This window comes from Thauera humireducens, assembly GCF_001051995.2.
GTDB lineage: Bacteria > Pseudomonadota > Gammaproteobacteria > Burkholderiales > Rhodocyclaceae > Thauera > Thauera humireducens.
This window is the reverse complement of the sequence record NZ_CP014646.1, coordinates 3,557,154-3,570,774: the sequence shown is the minus strand read 5'-3', so window position 1 is coordinate 3,570,774 and position 13,621 is coordinate 3,557,154. Positions and strand designations below refer to the sequence as shown.

13 protein-coding genes are annotated in these 13,621 nt (G+C 68.0%); 10 read left to right on the top strand and 3 right to left on the bottom strand.

Features of this window, described 5'->3' with window-relative positions; translation table 11 throughout:
• Positions 1–13 precede the first annotated feature (13 nt).
• Genes AC731_RS16595 through AC731_RS16585 form a run of 3 tightly spaced genes read left to right on the top strand, consistent with a single transcriptional unit; the run spans position 14 to position 2,895 of the window.
• Complete coding sequence (locus tag AC731_RS16595; RefSeq protein WP_048707780.1) at positions 14–970, top strand: complex I NDUFA9 subunit family protein; 957 nt, start codon at positions 14–16, stop codon at positions 968–970.
• A 24-nt stretch (positions 971–994) separates the two neighbouring features.
• Positions 995–1,639: a glutathione S-transferase family protein gene (locus AC731_RS16590; protein WP_048707779.1), complete on the top strand. Its 645-nt coding sequence runs from the start codon at positions 995–997 to the stop codon at positions 1,637–1,639.
• Entirely contained in the window at positions 1,639–2,895 is a 1,257-nt protein-coding gene (locus tag AC731_RS16585) for a multifunctional CCA addition/repair protein (protein ID WP_048707776.1), read from the top strand. Before AC731_RS16590 ends, AC731_RS16585 begins: the two co-directional genes overlap by 1 nt.
• A 21-nt stretch (positions 2,896–2,916) precedes the next feature.
• On the opposite strand, the gene AC731_RS16580 is transcribed toward AC731_RS16585, so the two are convergent.
• On the bottom strand, positions 2,917–3,114 hold the full coding sequence (locus tag AC731_RS16580) for a DUF2905 domain-containing protein (RefSeq protein WP_004259774.1): 198 nt from the start codon (positions 3,112–3,114) through the stop codon (positions 2,917–2,919).
• A 182-nt stretch (positions 3,115–3,296) separates the two neighbouring features.
• Here AC731_RS16580 and AC731_RS16575 point away from each other — a divergent pair, with 182 nt between their 5' ends.
• Entirely contained in the window at positions 3,297–4,100 is an 804-nt protein-coding gene (locus tag AC731_RS16575) for an alpha/beta hydrolase (protein ID WP_048707775.1), read from the top strand.
• A gap of 18 nt (positions 4,101–4,118) precedes the next feature.
• Here AC731_RS16575 and AC731_RS16570 read toward each other — a convergent pair whose 3' ends face one another.
• Positions 4,119–5,294 (bottom strand): class I SAM-dependent methyltransferase, encoded by a 1,176-nt coding sequence (locus tag AC731_RS16570; protein WP_004259768.1) that lies wholly within the window; start codon positions 5,292–5,294, stop codon positions 4,119–4,121.
• 101 nt (positions 5,295–5,395) lie between these two features.
• Here AC731_RS16570 and AC731_RS16565 point away from each other — a divergent pair, with 101 nt between their 5' ends.
• From AC731_RS16565 to AC731_RS16555, 3 genes are all read left to right on the top strand, one after another.
• Positions 5,396–6,151, top strand: a complete 756-nt coding sequence (locus tag AC731_RS16565; protein ID WP_004259763.1) for a pteridine reductase — start codon at positions 5,396–5,398, stop codon at positions 6,149–6,151.
• Between the two features lie 61 nt (positions 6,152–6,212).
• On the top strand, positions 6,213–7,157 hold the full coding sequence (gene ttcA / locus AC731_RS16560; protein WP_048707772.1) for a tRNA 2-thiocytidine(32) synthetase TtcA: 945 nt from the start codon (positions 6,213–6,215) through the stop codon (positions 7,155–7,157).
• Between the two features lie 87 nt (positions 7,158–7,244).
• Positions 7,245–8,111 (top strand): FHA domain-containing protein, encoded by an 867-nt coding sequence (locus AC731_RS16555; protein WP_048707770.1) that lies wholly within the window; start codon positions 7,245–7,247, stop codon positions 8,109–8,111.
• Between the two features lie 54 nt (positions 8,112–8,165).
• Here AC731_RS16555 and AC731_RS16550 read toward each other — a convergent pair whose 3' ends face one another.
• Entirely contained in the window at positions 8,166–8,609 is a 444-nt protein-coding gene (locus AC731_RS16550) for a PsiF family protein (protein WP_004259750.1), read from the bottom strand.
• A gap of 117 nt (positions 8,610–8,726) precedes the next feature.
• Here AC731_RS16550 and AC731_RS16545 point away from each other — a divergent pair, with 117 nt between their 5' ends.
• From AC731_RS16545 to AC731_RS16535, 3 genes are all read left to right on the top strand, one after another.
• Positions 8,727–9,128, top strand: coding sequence for a YqaA family protein (locus AC731_RS16545; RefSeq protein ID WP_048707768.1), 402 nt, complete (start codon positions 8,727–8,729; stop codon positions 9,126–9,128).
• 61 nt (positions 9,129–9,189) lie between these two features.
• Positions 9,190–9,540 (top strand): RidA family protein, encoded by a 351-nt coding sequence (locus tag AC731_RS16540; RefSeq protein WP_048707766.1) that lies wholly within the window; start codon positions 9,190–9,192, stop codon positions 9,538–9,540.
• Positions 9,541–9,706: 166 nt separating this feature from the next.
• Entirely contained in the window at positions 9,707–13,588 is a 3,882-nt protein-coding gene (locus tag AC731_RS16535) for a DUF3683 domain-containing protein (RefSeq protein ID WP_048707764.1), read from the top strand.
• Positions 13,589–13,621: the final 33 nt, after the last annotated feature.

Genomic DNA, 13,621 nt, shown 5'->3' with positions numbered 1-13,621 from the left:
GCGAGATTCCACCATGCAAGTCAAACGCGTCGTTCTCGTAGGTGGCTCCGGCTTCGTCGGCCGGGCCATCGCCAACCGCCTGGCGAATGCCGGGGTGAGCGTGCTCGTTCCTACCCGCCGCCGCAGCAGGGCCGGCCACATCCTCCTGCTGCCCAACGTCGAGGCCGTCGAAGCCGACGTGCATGATCCGGCCACCCTCGCCCGCCTGTTCGCCGGCGCGGACGCGGTGGTAAGCCTCGTCGGCGTGCTGCATTCGCGCAGCGGCGAGCCCTACGGACCTGACTTTGCCCGCGCCCACGTCGAGCTGCCGAAGAAGATTGTCACCGCCTGTCGCGGCGCAGGCGTAAAGCGACTGGTGCACATCAGTGCGCTCGGGGCGAGCAGCGAAGGGCCGTCCGAGTACCAGCGCTCCAAGGCGGCCGGTGAAGCCGCGATCCGCAGCACGGGCGCCGACCTCGACTGGGTCATCCTGCGCCCCTCGGTCATCTTCGGTCGCGACGACCGCTTCCTGAACATGTTCGCGGAGTTGGCCGGCCTCTTTCCGGTGCTGCCGCTCGCCGGGGCGAACACGCGCTTCCAGCCCGTTCACGTCGAGGACATCGCCGAGATCGTGTGGCGCAGCCTCACGGCACCGGAGGCCGCGGGCCAGACCTACGAACTTGCCGGCCCGACCGTCTACACCTTGCGGCAGCTGGTCGAGTACGTTTCCGCCCTGGTCGGCAAGCCGCGCCCGGTCATCGCCCTGCCCGAAGGGCTGGCCATGCTGCAGGCGCGCCTGATGGAACTGGCACCGCAGCCGCTGATGAGCCGCGACAACGTGCGCTCGATGCGCGTCGACAACGTCGCCACGGGGGAGCCGCTGCCGTTCGGCGTGACGCCCACGGCGATCGAGGCGGTCGTGCCGGGCTGGCTTGGCAGGGATGCCATGCGCGCCAACTACTACCCCTTCCGTCGCCGCGCGCGCCGGTAAGGCCTCACCACCACGGAGCAAGCCATGAAACTCATCATCGGCAACAAGAACTACTCTTCCTGGTCGCTGCGTGCCTGGCTCGCAGCGCGCGAGAGCGGCATCGCCTTCGACGAGATCGACATCCCGCTGTTCATACCGGGCAGCCGCGAGCGCATCCTGTCGCATTCGCCCTCGGGCAAGGTGCCCTGCCTCAACGACCACGGCGTCGTGGTGTGGGATTCGCTGGCGATCGGCGAATACCTCGCCGAGAAGCAGCCGGCACTGCTGCCGACCGATCCGGTGGCGCGCGCCACGGCACGGGCCGTCACCGCCGAGATGCACTCCGGGTTCCAGCAGTTGCGCAGCAAGATGCCGATGAACATCCGCAAGGACTACCGCGGCTTCGGCCACACGCCGGAAGTCGACGCCGACATCGCGCGCATCGTCGCGATCTGGAACGACTGCCGCGCGCGCTTCGGCCAGGGCGGCCCCTACCTCTTCGGCCACTTCTCGCTGGCCGACGCGGCGTTCGCGCCAGTGTGCTTCCGCTTCCAGACCTACGGCGTGCAGCCGGAAGGCGCGGCCGGCGAGTACCTCGCGACCATGCTTGCCAATCCGCACATGCAGGACTGGGCGGCCGCCGCACGCACGGAGACCGAATCGATCCCTGCCGAGGACCTGTACGGCTGATGCAATGCTATGTGGTGGGCGGCGCCGTGCGCGACGCCCTGCTCGGACTGCCGGTCAAGGACCGCGACTGGGTCGTGGTCGGCAGTTCCCCCGAAGACATGCTGGCGCAGGGCTTCCGCCCGGTGGGCAAGGACTTCCCGGTCTTCCTGCATCCACAGACGCAGGAGGAGTACGCGCTCGCCCGCACCGAACGCAAGTCCGGCAACGGCTACACTGGCTTCGTCTGCTACGCGGCACCGGAGGTCACGCTCGAGGAAGACCTGCTGCGCCGCGACCTGACGATCAACGCCATCGCACGCGACGAGGACGGTCGCCTGATCGACCCGCATGGCGGCGTGCAGGATCTCGAGGCACGCATCTTCCGCCACGTGTCGCCCGCCTTCGCCGAAGATCCGTTGCGCATCCTGCGCGTGGCGCGCTTCGCTGCCCGCTTCGCCGACTTCAGCATCGCCCCTGAAACGCTCGCGCTGATGCGGCGCATGGTCGAGGCGGGCGAGGTCGACCACCTCGTGGCCGAGCGCGTGTGGCAGGAGTTCGCGCGCGGCCTGATGGAGGACACGCCCTCGCGCATGATCCGCGTGCTGCGCGAATGCGGTGCGCTCGCCCACATCCTGCCCGAACTCGAGCACCTCTTCGGCGTGCCGCAGATGGCCAGTCATCATCCGGAAATCGACACCGGCGAACATGTGCTGATGGTCATCGACTACGCCGCAGCCACGCACCAGCCGCTGGCGGTGCGCTGGGCCTGCCTGATGCACGACCTGGGCAAGGCCGACACCCCGGCCGGGATCCTGCCGCACCACTACCGCCACGAGGACGCCAGTGCCCGGCGCGCAAGGGAGGTCTCCACCCGGTTGAAGGCGCCGTCCGAATGCCGCGACCTGGCCGAGATGGTTGCCCGCGAACACGGCGTCTTCGGCGAGGCGCCGGTGCTGCGTCCGGAGACGATGGTGAAGGTCCTGGAGCGCTGCGACGCCCTGCGGCGCCCAGAGCGCTTCATCCTCGCGCTCGAGGCCACGGCCTGCGACCACCACGGCCGTGGCGGCGGCCCGCGCCCGGAGTGGGCGCCGCGAGCGCTGTGGCTGTCGGCACTGGCTGCGGTGCGCGGCATCGATGCCGGCGCCATCGCGCGCAGCTGCAGCGACAAGGCCCGCATCCCGCAAGCCGTGCACGAAGCCCGCGTGGCAGCCGTACGCGCGCTCAGACTGCGCGATGGCGCGCCTGCGCCGGACGCCGGCACACCTCCCCGAACGTGACCGAATGCCCTTCCCTCATGCCTAGAGCGATCGCAGAATCAGCCATGCCAGCACGGAAATCAGTACCGTGGTGGCAAACGGGAAATGATAGGACTGGCCCCGAAAGCGGAAGGCGAGATCCCCGGGCAGGCGGCCCAGGCGCAGCCGGCGAGCTGTGCCTGGCCGCAACAGTCCGGTGACCAGCACCAGCAGAACCACGACCAGCACCCACTTGAGCATCTGTGCCCCCGCAGCAAAAACCGGATTAGACCCGTGCCCACGGGGCGCGGCAAGCAAGGGGCTTCTCTACCCCCCGAAAACCCGATCGACGGACACCTCATGACGAAACGCCCTCACGCCGACTACGCCACCGCCTTCCCCGTACCCGCCCCAACGCCCGGCGTCCGCCACGGAGGTGTGCGATGAACGCGGGACGATTCGGCGACCTCGAGGTGCTGTGCCGCACCCCGTCCGGCCAACCCAAGCCTGCGCCTCTGCTGTTCGTCCATGGCGCCTACGTCTCGGCCTGGTGCTGGGAGGAACACTTCCTGCCCTGGTTCGCCGAACGTGGCTGGGCGGCCTATGCGTTGTCGCTGTCGGGCCATGGCCACAGCAGGCGCCGTGAGCACCTCGACTCGTATTCCATCGACGATTACGTGCGCGACGTCGCCGAGGTCGCGGCCCGACTGCCCGCACCCCCGGTCCTCATCGGCCATTCGATGGGCGGCATGGTGGTGCAGAAATACCTCGAACAGCATGACGCGCCCGCCGCCGTGCTGATGTCGTCCGTGCCGCCACAAGGGCTGATGGGCTCGGCCTTCGGCCTGATGCTGAAACGCCCGACGCTGCTCGCCGACCTCAACCGCATCATGGCGGGCGACGATGTCGATATCAGCAGCCTGCGCGAGGCGCTGTTCCACCAGCCGGTGGATGCCGCCGACCTGCAGCGCTACTACCGCCTCAGCCAGCCGGAGTCGCATCGCGCGATCTGGGACATGACCCTGTTCAACCTGCCCCATCCGGGCCGCATGCACCAGGTGCCGATGCTGATCCTCGGCGCCAGCCACGATGCGCTGATTCCGCCCGACCAGGTGCATATGACCGCGACCACCTACGCCCGCCGCGCGGAGATCTTTCCCGACATGGGCCATGGCCTGATGCTGGAGCGCGGCTGGGAAACGGTGGCTGCGCGCATCGCCGACTGGCTGGAAGAGCGCAACCTGTAAGCCCGCCGCCGGACGGGCTCAGAGCCCGTGCAGGCGGTCGCCGCGCACGAAGCCGAGCAGCGCTGCATCGATGCCGCGCCCGACCGCCAGCACCTTGAACAGCTCGCCCATCTCCTGTGGCGCCGTCAGGCGCTGTACCGCACGCGCGGCGCGAATGTAGTCGGCGCTTTCCTGCGGGCCGCGACGCGCCAGGCATTCGAGCACGCCGCAGTTAAACAGGAACTGCGCCTGGGTGGTGTAGCCATGCACGTCCAGCCCGGCATCGAAGGCGGCCTCGGCCACGGCGGTGAAGTCGACGAAGGCGGTGATGTCGTTGAGGCCCGGCCACAGGAAGGGGTCGCCGTGGGCATGGTGGCGGTAGTAGCACAGCAGCGTGCCGTTCGAACGCGACGGCAGGTAATACTCGGCGCGCGGATAACCGTAGTCGATCAGCAGCATCGCGCCCCGTTCCAGCCGCTCCGCCCAGGCCGACACCCAGGCGCGACCGGCAAGGTTGAGCTCGGTGACGTACTCGCCGCCCGCCGGCGCGGGCAGGTCCAGCGCGCGCGCGGCGTCACGGACGACGCCCTCGGCCGGCACGTCGGCCCAGCACAGGCGGCGCCCGCCGGCGCCGTCCTCCGCCAGACTGACGCCGCGCTCGAGCAAGCCGTCCGCACGCGATACGAGCAGGTGCACCGGCATCACGTCCAGCACCTCGTTGGCCACCACCGCACCGCTGAACTGCGCAGGCAGTGCATCGAGCCAGCGCACGCGGGCGGCGAGGTGGGGCGCCTTCTGCGCCAGCGTCTCCAGCTGGCGCGCACGCAATTCGCCCGACAGCTCGAGAATGCCGTACGCGTCGGGGAGGCAGCCACGGCGCTCGAGTTCGAGCAGCAGGTCGGTCGCGAGCAGGCCGGTGCCGGCGCCGACCTCGATCAACTGCGGTGCGCTCGCCCGCATCACCTGCTCGACCTGGACGGCGAGCGCCTGGCCGAACAGTGGCGTAAGCTCGGGTGCGGTGATGAAATCACCGCCGGGGCCGAACTTTCGCGCGCCACCGCTGTAATACCCGAGGCCCGGCGCATAGAGCACGCGCTCCATGTAGCGGGCGAACGAGATCCAGCCGCCAGCGGCATCGATGTCGGCCTCGACGAGCGCACGCAGACGCGCGCTCTGGGCGAGCGCATCGGTGGAGGGCTGGGGTAGCGAAGTCATGGCGCAGGCTCGCGGCAGGAAGAAGCCCGCGATTGTAACGGCAAGCCGAATCCGCGATGCTCGCGCCGCAACCACGACGATCAATGACACCTGCAGCGACGATGATGACTCCCGACCCGAACGACGCCCCCGTCATTCTCGTAACCGGCGCCGCACGGCGCGTCGGCGCCGAGATTGCGCGCCAGCTCCACGCCAGCGGCGCACAGCTCGCGCTGCACTACCGCAACAGCGCGGGCGAAGCCGAATCACTGGCGGCAGCGCTCAATGCGCTCCGCGTCGACTCGGCCTTCACCGTCGGTGGCGACCTCGGCCATGCCGGCGTCGCCGAGGAAGTGGCCGCAGCCGCGCTGCGGCATTTCGGCCGCATCGACGGCCTGGTCAACAACGCCTCGAGCTTCTTCCCCACGCCGCTCGGCCGCATCGATCGCGCCGCGTGGGACGACCTGATGGGCTCGAACCTGATGGGCCCGCTCTTCCTGTCGCAGGCGCTCGCCCCCGCGATCCGACGGCAGCGCGGCGCGATCGTGAACATCGTCGACATCCACGCCGAGCGCCCGCTGCAGCGCTATCCGCTGTACAGCGCGGCCAAGGCCGGCCTGGCCGGACTCACCCGCGCCCTGGCGATCGAGCTCGCGCCCGAGGCGCGCGTCAATGGCGTGTCGCCCGGCCCCATCGACTGGCCGGAGGACGAGCAGTTCTCGGCCGAGGAGCGCCAGCAGATCATCGATCACACCCTGCTCAAGCGCGTCGGCTCGGCGGCCGACATCGCACGCACCGTGCGCTTCCTGATGTTCGATGCGCCCTACATCACTGGCCAGATCATCGCCGTGGACGGCGGCCGCAGCGCCCATCTCTGAGCCCGGCGGGACGGCGCTAAGTGTATAATTCGGCGCTTTTTTCGCCGACCGAGCCGATCCCGTGAGTGCAGCCACCGCCCCGCTTGACCCCCTCGCCTCCGCCGCGGATGCCGAGGCCGAAGTCCGTCACTCCAACACCTTCCTGCGCCTGAAGAAGAAGCTCGAGCGCAGCGTCGGCGAGGCCATCGGCGACTACAACATGATCGGCGACGGCGACACCGTGATGGTGTGCATCTCCGGCGGCAAGGACTCCTACACCCTGCTGTCCTGCCTGCTCGCGTTGCGCGAGCGCGCACCGGTGAACTTCCGCATCGTGGCGATGAACCTCGACCAGAAGCAGCCCGGCTTCCCCGACCACATCCTGCCGGCCTACTTCGAGTCGATCGGCGTCGAGTACCGCATCGTCACCGAGGACACCTACTCGATCGTCAAGGACAAGATTCCCGAGGGCAAGACCACCTGCTCGCTGTGCTCGCGCCTGCGTCGCGGCATCATCTACCGCACCGCGAAGGAGATCGGCGCCACCCGCATCGCGCTCGGCCACCATCGCGACGACATCCTCGAGACCCTGTTCCTGAACATGTTCTTCGGCGGCAAGATCAAGGCCATGCCGCCCAAGCTGGTCAGCGACGACGGCAACCACGTCGTCATCCGTCCGCTGGCCTACTGCACCGAAGCCGACATCGCTCGCTTCGCCCGCGCCATGGACTTCCCCATCATCCCGTGCAACCTGTGCGGCTCGCAGGAGAACGCACAGCGCAAGCAGATCAAGGCGATGCTGCAGAGCTGGTCGCGCGAATTCCCCGGGCGCATCGAGTCCCTGGCAACGTCGTTGAAGAACGTCGTACCGTCCCACCTGGCCGACGCCCGCCTGTTCGACTTCGTCGGACTGACACAGCAGACCCAGGTGGAAGAAGGCGATACGGCATTCGACCCGGTCGAGCTCCCCAAGCCCGCAGCCCAGGCCGTCCAGTTCCTGTCGTCGCTCAGCATCGACCGCCAGTAGGATGCGGCACGGAAGGGCTTGCGCGGCACCCTGCATTTGAACATCATGCGACGCTAGTCCTACCCGCTCTCGACCCGTACATGCCCAATGGCCGACCGTAAGAACATCTGCGTCCTCTTCGCCTCCGCTGTGGGTGACGACGGTTTCGTCACACGCCTGGGGGCCACCGAGGCCAAGCACGCGACCGAACGCTGCCTGAACCGCATCGAGCGCGCGGTTGCGGCGCACAGCGGCGAAGTCCTGGCCATGCAGGACGGTAGCCTCCTGGCGTGCTTCGAGCGCTGCGATGCCGGCGCGCTCGCGGCCAGCGAGATGCTCGACCGCATCCGCAGCCTGCCTGCGCTCAGCGGCATGCGGCAACCGGTGCGCGTCGGCCTGCATTACGGCATCGTCGATACGGCAGCGGCGGCGGGCGAAGGCATCGACATCGCGCGCCGCCTGGCCGGCGTGGCCGAATCCGAACAGGCGCTGGCAACCGGCACCGTCGTGATGCTGCTGACGCCGGCTGCGCGCCATGTCGCCGGCACCCAGCCGCTCAAGGGCCCGGGCGTCGAAGCACTGGCGTGGCCGGTGTTCGCGATTGGTCAGCGCGCCGGCGTGGTGACGTCCATTCCGCCCACCTCGCGCCTGTCTCAACGTCTGCGCCTGCGCCATCAGCAGGACATCCTCTTCGTCGAGGAGCAGCGCCCTGTGCTGCTGCTTGGGCGCGAACTCGGCAACGACGTCGTGATCATGGACCCGCGCGCGTCGCGCCAGCATGCCCGCATCGAACGCCGTCGCGAAGGCTTCACGCTCATCGACGAGAGCACCAATGGCACCTTTGTCTCGATCGAAGGCGGCGGCGAGCGCCTGGTCCGGCAGGAGCGCATGGTGCTGAGCGGCCCGGGCCGTCTGGGATGCGGCTTCTCCGCCGACGAGATCGAACGCGACCTGGTGTTCTTCGATCTCGTCTGACATCCGCCGATGGCCCGGCGCATGCGGCGCGGGCGCCATCGGCGGACATCTGGATCAGCCCTTCACACAATCAGCCACGAAGGCCTTGCGCTTCGCGCCGCTCAACGACTGCTCGACCGCGGCCTGATTGCAGGCCTTCGTCTTGTCCGACTTGTCGACCGTCGCCCCTGCCTGCACGACCGGGCTGCCCTTGCCTGCCTTGGCCTCCTTCACGCCAGCCTCGCCACCGGCCGCCGGCACCGGCGCTGTTGCCGCCTTGACCGGCTGTCCCGCGCCAGCAGGCGCAGCCGCCTGCTGGCCGGCGGCCGGGGCCGGGTCGTGCTTGCCCTTGAGACAGGTGCTCATGAACGCCTTGCGTTCATCGCCCTTCAGCGCCTGCTCCTTCGCATCGGCATTACAGCGCTTCATGCGCTCGTGCTGGGGATTGGCGAGGGCGTCGACCGGGTTCATGACCAGCAGGGCGAGGCCTGCGGCGAGGGCTGGAACGAGCTTCTTCATGGAAAATCTCCTTTGAGGTGCGCATGCGCGCGCCGCAATTATTCTTTTCGCATTTTTTGAAGTCAAATATTTATGCTTTCGGAATTCTCTAGATGACCTGCTCCGGCCTGCCGACCGATGCCTGAAGCGGACTTCATCCTCCTCGGCTCGCTGCTGGTTTCCGCCTTCCTCGCTGCGACCCTGCTCCCCGGCGGCTCGGAAGCCGCACTCGCCGGGCTGCTGCTGCTGCGCCCCGAGCTGACACTCCCTGCAATTCTGCTCGCCACGCTGGGCAACACGGCGGGCGGGATGAGCACCTACGCGCTGGGTCGCCTGCTGCCACGCAAGGAACTGCCGCCCCGCCTCGAGCTGGTGCGGCGCTATGGCAGCGTGTCGCTCGTGCTGTCGTGGCTACCCCTGCTCGGCGACGGCCTGTGCGCAGCCGCCGGACTGCTGCGCCTGAACGGGTTCGCTTGCCTGGTGTGGATGGCGATCGGCAAGGGCGCGCGCTATCTGGTCCTCGCCTGGGCGCTGACCTGAGCCGTAACGCGTGTCCGGCAGGGCTGGCCTATACTCCGGACTTGATCATCGAGGAACGCTCATGCCCGCAATCGAACGCCATGGCGTCAGCGCCCGCTACGCCGACACCGTCATCCACAACGGCGTGATCCATCTCGTCGAGGTCCCGGCCAGCGCCGACGGCGATATCACCCGTCAGACGCAGGAGGTGCTCGACAGCATCGCGCGCCAGCTCGAAGCGCACGGCAGTGACCGCTCCCGCATCCTGATGGCGACGATCTACCTCACCGACTTGGCCGACAGTGCCGGCATGAATGCGGCGTGGGAGGCCTGGTTGCCGCCCGGGTGTGCGCCGGCCCGGGCCTGCGTGAAGGTCGCCGGCTTGGTCGACCCCGGCTGGCGCATCGAGATTGCGCTGACGGCCGCCTGCTGACGGGCCCGAAAGGGCACCTTTCAGTTTCCGCGACACGCCGTCCCGACGGCGGCCCGCAACCTGGAAACCTAAGCCCCATGAGGCATAAGGTCTTGTTTTTGGTGCATGGTGCACTGCGGTCCGCTAAAATGGCATGTTCCCCTGCAGCTGTTAAACCGGTATCCCGATGACCCAACGTCTGCGCGAAATTCCGTACAACTACACCTCGTTCTCGGACCGCGAGATCGTCATGCGCCTGCTCGGCGACGAAGCCTGGGCGGTGCTGGACGAACTGCGCGAGGAGCGCGTCACCGGCCGCTCGGCCCGCATGCTTTACGAGGTGCTCGGCGACATCTGGGTCGTACGCCGCAACCCTTATCTCGAGGACGACCTGCTCGACAGCCGCGAGCGGCGCGAAGCGCTGATTGGCGCGCTCAATCACCGCCTGAACGAGATCGAGAAGCGCCGTCAGGGCAATGACCGCGTCGCGCTGCTGATCGCGCGGGCACGCGAGGCCGTATCGAGCTTCGAGGGCTGGTTCGACGCCACGGCCCGTCGGCGCAAGTCGGTGCTGAAGGCACTGTCGCGCCATACCCGCCGCGACAACATCTGCTTCGACGGCCACGCCCGCGTGTCGCACGTCACCGACGCCACCGACTGGCGCGTCGAGTACCCCTTCGTCGTGCTCTACCCCGACACCGAGGACGAGATGGCGCCGCTGGTGCGCGAATGCATCACCCTCGGGCTGACCATCATCCCGCGCGGCGGCGGCACCGGCTATACCGGCGGCGCCGTGCCGCTGGACGCCAACTCGGTGGTGATCAACACCGAGAAGCTGATCGACATCGGCGTGGTCGAGGAGCTGACCCTGCCGGACGCCGACGGCCAGCCGATGGCCACGCCCTACGCCACCATCCGCACCGGCGCCGGCGTCGTCACCGAACGCGTGTCCGAAGCCGCAGGGCTGGCCGGCCGCGTGTTCGCGGTCGACCCGACCTCGGCCAGCGCCTCCTGTGTCGGCGGCAACATCGCCATGAATGCCGGCGGCAAGAAGGCCGTGCTGTGGGGCACCGCGCTCGACAACCTGGCGTGGTGGAAGATGGTCACCCCTGACGGCAACTGGCTGGAAGTCGACCGTCTCGACCACAACTTCGGCAAGATCCACGAGCAGCACACCGCACGCTTCCGCCTGCGCCGCTTCGACGGCCTCACCTACAAGCCGCTGGGCGAGGAAGTCCTGTCCATGCCCGGCGCGCATTGCCGCAAGGACGGGCTGGGCAAGGACGTCACCGACAAGTTCCTCGGCGGCATTCCCGGCGTGCAGAAGGAAGGCACGGACGGCCTCATCGTCGCCGCGCGCTGGGTGCTGCACAAGATGCCGCCGGTCACCCGCACGGTGTGCCTGGAGTTCTTCGGCCAGGTGCGCGAGGCGGTACCGGCCATCGTCGAGATCACCGACTACTTCAAGCCGGGCGGCGCCGGCAACAGCGCCGGCGTGCTGCTGGCCGGCCTCGAGCACCTCGACGAGCGCTACGTCAAGGCGGTGGGCTACGCCACCAAGGCCAAGCGCCATGGCCGGCCGAAGATGGTGCTGATCGGCGACATCGTCGGCTTCGACGAGAACGCGGTGATGAGCGCCGCGTCCGAGGTCGTGCGCATGACCAACAGCCGCGGCGCCGAGGGCTTCATCGCGGTCAGCCCCGAGCAGCGCAAGCGCTTCTGGCTCGAGCGCAGCCGCACCGCGGCCATCTCGCGCCACACCAACGCGTTCAAGATCAACGAGGACGTGGTCATCCCGCTGCCGCGCATGGGCGAGTACTGCGACGGCATCGAGCGCATCAACATCGAGCTGTCGACGCAGAACAAGATCGCGCTGTGCGACGCGCTGACGACGTTCCTGCAAGGCGAGCTGCCGCTGGACGTCAAGGATGCCGTCGTCGACCGCGACACGCTGATCGCCGATCACCGCACCCAGGCGCTGGAGCAGGTCGCCAAGGTGCGCCGCCGCTGGCAGTGGCTGCTCGACAACCTCGACACGCCGCTGACCGACGCCGAGCAGCATTTCGCCGAGTACGGCATCGAGGCCGGCGAGCTCTCCAACCGCACCGCCAACCCGACGCTGTTCCATCGCCTTCAGGATTACTCGATCCGGGTTTCATGGAAGGAAGAACTGCGCCCGCTGCTGGAGCTGACTTTCGACGGCGCGCTGTTCGCCCGCATCATGGCGCGGATCACCGAGATCCATCGCGAAATCCTGCGCGGCCGGGTCTTCGTCGCCCTGCACATGCACGCGGGCGACGGCAACGTGCACACCAACTTGCCGGTCAACTCCGACCATTACGAGATGCTGCAGACCGCCAACCGCGCGGTTGATCGCATCATGGCGCTGGCACGCAGCCTGAACGGCGTCATCTCCGGCGAGCACGGCATCGGCATCACCAAGCTCGACTACCTCACCGACGAGGAGATGGCAGCGTTCTGGGACTACAAGGCCAGGGTCGACCCGGAGGGCCGCTTCAACCGCGGCAAGCTGATGCGCAAGGGCCCGATCAAGGGCAACCTCGACAACGCCTACACCCCCAGCTTCAACCTGATGGGCCACGAGTCCATCATCATGGAGCAGACCGACGTCGGCGACATCGCCCACGACATCAAGGACTGCCTGCGCTGCGGCAAGTGCAAGCCGGTGTGCTCGACGCACGTGCCGCGCGCCAACCTGCTCTACAGCCCGCGCAACAAGATCCTGTCCACCTCGCTGCTGATCGAGGCCTTCCTGTACGAGGAACAGACCCGGCGCGGCGTGTCGCTGGCGCACTGGGCCGAGTTCGAGGACGTGGCCGACCACTGCACCATCTGCCACAAGTGCGAGAAGCCCTGTCCGGTGGACATCGACTTCGGCGACGTGTCGATCAAGATGCGCAACCTGCTGCGCAAGCAGGGCAAGAAGTCATTCAACCCGGGTAAGGCCGCGGCGATGGCCTTCCTCACCATCAAGGACCCGGCGACGATCAAGGCGATGCGCGTCGGCATGATGGACTGGGGCTACAAGGCGCAGCGCTGGGCACACGAGATGGCGAAGAAGTTCGGCCTCGTGCAGCCGCAGGTGAAGGCGCCGCCGGCCACGCTCGGCAAGGCGCCGATCAAGGCGCAGGTGATCCACTTCATCAACAAGCCGATGCCCGGCAACCTGCCGAAGAAGACCAGCCGCGCGCTGCTCGACATCGAGGACGACAAGGTCATCCCGGTGATCCGCGACCCGCGCAAGGCCAACGGCGACTCGGAGGCGGTGTTCTACTTCCCGGGCTGCGGCTCGGAACGCCTGTTCAGCCAGGTCGGGCTGGCCACCCAGGCCATGCTCTACCACGTCGGCGCGCAGACCGTGCTGCCGCCGGGCTACCTGTGCTGCGGCTATCCGCAGACCGCCGCCGGCGAGGACGAAAAGGGCCAGAAGATCACCACCGACAACCGCGTGCTCTTCCACCGCGTCGCCAACACGCTGAACTACCTCGACATCAAGACCGTGATCGTGTCCTGCGGCACCTGCATGGACCAGCTGCAGAAGTACGAATTCGAGAAGATCTTCCCCGGCTGCCGCCTGCTCGACATCCACGAGTACCTGATGGAGAAAGGCGTCAGACTCGAGGGCGTGAATGGCGTGAAGTACATGTACCACGAGCCCTGCCACACGCCGATGAAGGTGCATTCGGGCATCAAGGTCGCCAACGAGCTGATGGGCACGCGCGTGGACCTGTCCGATCGCTGCTGCGGCGAGTCGGGCACGCTGGCGGTGGCCCGCCCGGACATCTCCACCCAGGTGCGTTTCCGCAAGCAGGAGGAGATCGAGAAAGGCGCGGCCAAGCTGCGCGAGGGCGACCCGAACGCCAAGGTCAAGATGCTCACGTCCTGCCCGAGCTGCCTGCAAGGCATGCATCGCTACGCCAACGACGCCGGCGGCATCGAGCCGGACTACATCGTGGTGGAGCTGGCGAAGCACCTGCTGGGCGAGAACTGGCTGCCGGACTACGTCAGCAAGGCGAACAGCGGCGGCATCGAACGCGTGCTGCTGTAAGCGGAAGGTAGGCACGATGCGGGCCGGAGCGGC

What these genes read in the sequence shown, in the direction of transcription:
- AC731_RS16595 (WP_048707780.1), top strand. Translation starts at nt 14, where the DNA reads ATGCAAGTCAAACGCGTCGTTCTCGTAGGTGGCTCCGGCTTCGTCGGC.
- AC731_RS16540 (WP_048707766.1), top strand. Translation starts at nt 9,190, where the DNA reads ATGCCCGCAATCGAACGCCATGGCGTCAGCGCCCGCTACGCCGACACC.
- AC731_RS16585 (WP_048707776.1), top strand. Translation starts at nt 1,639, where the DNA reads ATGCAATGCTATGTGGTGGGCGGCGCCGTGCGCGACGCCCTGCTCGGA.
- AC731_RS16550 (WP_004259750.1), bottom strand. Translation starts at nt 8,609, where the DNA reads ATGAAGAAGCTCGTTCCAGCCCTCGCCGCAGGCCTCGCCCTGCTGGTC.
- AC731_RS16590 (WP_048707779.1), top strand. Translation starts at nt 995, where the DNA reads ATGAAACTCATCATCGGCAACAAGAACTACTCTTCCTGGTCGCTGCGT.
- AC731_RS16565 (WP_004259763.1), top strand. Translation starts at nt 5,396, where the DNA reads ATGATGACTCCCGACCCGAACGACGCCCCCGTCATTCTCGTAACCGGC.
- AC731_RS16575 (WP_048707775.1), top strand. Translation starts at nt 3,297, where the DNA reads ATGAACGCGGGACGATTCGGCGACCTCGAGGTGCTGTGCCGCACCCCG.
- AC731_RS16555 (WP_048707770.1), top strand. Translation starts at nt 7,245, where the DNA reads ATGGCCGACCGTAAGAACATCTGCGTCCTCTTCGCCTCCGCTGTGGGT.
- AC731_RS16535 (WP_048707764.1), top strand. Translation starts at nt 9,707, where the DNA reads ATGACCCAACGTCTGCGCGAAATTCCGTACAACTACACCTCGTTCTCG.
- AC731_RS16580 (WP_004259774.1), bottom strand. Translation starts at nt 3,114, where the DNA reads ATGCTCAAGTGGGTGCTGGTCGTGGTTCTGCTGGTGCTGGTCACCGGA.
- AC731_RS16545 (WP_048707768.1), top strand. Translation starts at nt 8,727, where the DNA reads ATGCCTGAAGCGGACTTCATCCTCCTCGGCTCGCTGCTGGTTTCCGCC.
- AC731_RS16570 (WP_004259768.1), bottom strand. Translation starts at nt 5,294, where the DNA reads ATGACTTCGCTACCCCAGCCCTCCACCGATGCGCTCGCCCAGAGCGCG.